The sequence below is a fragment of the Sphingomonas sp. Ant20 genome (assembly GCF_000783375.1).
GTDB lineage: Bacteria > Pseudomonadota > Alphaproteobacteria > Sphingomonadales > Sphingomonadaceae > Sphingomonas > Sphingomonas aerolata.
In genome coordinates, this window is sequence record NZ_JRVI01000258.1 from 1 (window position 1) to 2,286 (window position 2,286).

The following is a 2,286-nucleotide window of genomic DNA, read 5'->3' on the forward strand; positions in this document are numbered from 1 at the left end:
CACCCACCACGAACAGCATGAACAGATAGCGTTGCAGCGATGGCGCATGGATGGCGAGCGAGGCATCGCGACTGCGCGCGACGATCGCCGCCATCGCGCCGTCGAACAGCCGCTTGGCATCGAGCGTCCGCCGCCCGTCCAGCCAGCGCGCGACCGGCGTGCGACGCCACAGCAGCAGCGCACCGATCACGACCGCGAGCGCACTCATCCCCAGGGCGGGGTTGATCCCGTGCCACAGCGCCAGATCCAGCGCGGGCGGCGTGCCACCGATCACCGCCCCCGTCGCGGCGCGCACCAGCGGCCCGGCGATCGTCATCGGCAACAACCCGAAGCCGAGCGCGACGAGCACGAGCACGATCGACGGTCCGATCATCGCCATGCCGGGATCATGCGGCGCGGCGACATCCCCCGTCGCGCGAGGCCCGAAAAACTGTGCGGTGGCGTAGCGCAGGGAATAGGCGACCGACAGCGTCGCCGCGATCGTCGCGAGCAGGGGCACGAGCCAGGACCGGCCATCGTGCGCGGCATGCAGGCTCTGTTCGAGCATCATCTCCTTGGAGATGAACCCGCCGAGCGGTGGCAGCCCCGCCATCGCCGCGACCGCGAGCGTGCCGAGCGTCGCGGTCAGCGGCATCAGCGCGGCGAGCCCGCCGAGGCGACGGATATCGCGCGTCCCCGTCTCGTGATCGACCATGCCCGCGTTCATGAACAGCGCCGCCTTGAACGCGGCATGGTTGAGGATGTGGAATACTGCCGCCGTGGCGGCCGCGGGCGTGCCGAAACCGAGCAGCATCACCATCAGCCCGAGCTGGCTGATCGTCGAATAGGCGAGGATAGCCTTCAGATCGTTGCGGAACAGCGCGACGCCCGCGCCGAAGATCATCGTCACGAGGCCGGTCGAGGCGACCAGATAAAACCACAAGTCGCTGCCCGCGAGCACCGGCCACAGGCGGGCGAGCAGGAAGACGCCCGCCTTCACCATCGTCGCGGAATGGAGATAGGCGCTGACCGGCGTGGGTGCTGCCATCGCGTGCGGCAGCCAGAAATGGAACGGGAACTGCGCCGACTTGGTGAACGCGCCGAGCAGGACGAGCGTCAGGATCGCAGGATAGAGCGGCGACGCCTGGACGACGGCGCCGCGCGTCAGGATCGTTGCGAGCTCATAGGATCCCGCCGCCTGGCCGAGCAACAGCATCCCCGCGATCAGCGCGAGCCCGCCGCCGCCCGTCACCGCGAGCGCCATCCGCGCGCCCTGCCGCGCGTCCGCGCGGTCGCGCCAGAAGCCGATCAGCAGGAACGACGACAGGCTGGTCAGTTCCCAGAATATCAGCATCAGCAGGATGTTGTTCGACAGCGCGATACCGATCATCGCGCCCTGGAACAGCATCAGGAACGACAGGAACCGCCCGGTCGGCTCAGCCTTGGCGAGATAGCCCTGCGCATAGATCACGACGAGCAGGCCGATGCCGAGGATCAGCCCGGCGAACAGCAGCCCGAGCGGATCGAGCCACAGGCTGAGATCGAGCCCGAGCGCCGGGATCCACGCGATCCGCGCGGTCAGCGGGGTTCCCGCGAGGACCGCGGGCGCGGCCAGAAGCAGCAGCGCGAGCCCCGCCGCGCTCGCACCGGCGGCGATCCCGACATGCATGCGACGGCCGCCACGTGCGCCGAGCGCCAGCATCAGCGCCGCCGCGAACGGCAGCACCATCAGGAGCATCAGGGGCATGGCAGATCGTTTCCCGGCGACGTCACGAGACTTGCCATCGCACGATATGGCTTCCGGGTCGACCGGACTACGCCCAGCGGCCCTGACGATATCCCGGGGGCATCGACCCGCGATGCGCGTTGGTGCCGCATCGGGACTCACGCAGACCCGGAATAGCGGAGCGACCATGCGCACGATCGACTTCAGTTCCTGGCAGACCACGTTGCTGACGTTGTTCGGGCTCGCGCTGGTGACGGCGATCGGTGTCGGCATCCGCCTCGTCACGATGATGACGATCCAGCAGCGCCGCGAACGGATCAACCGGCAGATCAACGAACGGCTGCGCACGCTGATCGCGGCCTACAAGACCTTGGGCGGCTCGTTCACGGGCACGCTGACGGTCGACCCCGCGCATCGCCGCGACCTGCGTCGCCGGGGCGAGGCGGTGCCTGCCGATGCGGCGGATGTCGCGATCGACACCGGATCGGACCGCGGCCGGCGGATCCGCGACGCGGTCGAGGCGGCGCTGTCGGACATCATCCTGCTCGGCACCGACGAGCAGGTCCGGCTGGCCCAGCACA

Annotated in this window: 1 protein-coding gene and 1 pseudogene; one reads left to right on the plus strand and one right to left on the minus strand. The window is 69.2% G+C overall.

The window, feature by feature from the left end; genetic code table 11:
• The coding region (locus NI18_RS19705) for a proton-conducting transporter membrane subunit (protein WP_037532660.1) at window positions 1–1,726 on the minus strand (1,726 nt) is incomplete at its 3' end.
• Between the two features lie 166 nt (window positions 1,727–1,892).
• Between NI18_RS19705 and NI18_RS19710 the strand changes: the two are divergent.
• Window positions 1,893–2,286: pseudogene (locus NI18_RS19710) on the plus strand (hypothetical protein); the annotation flags it as partial.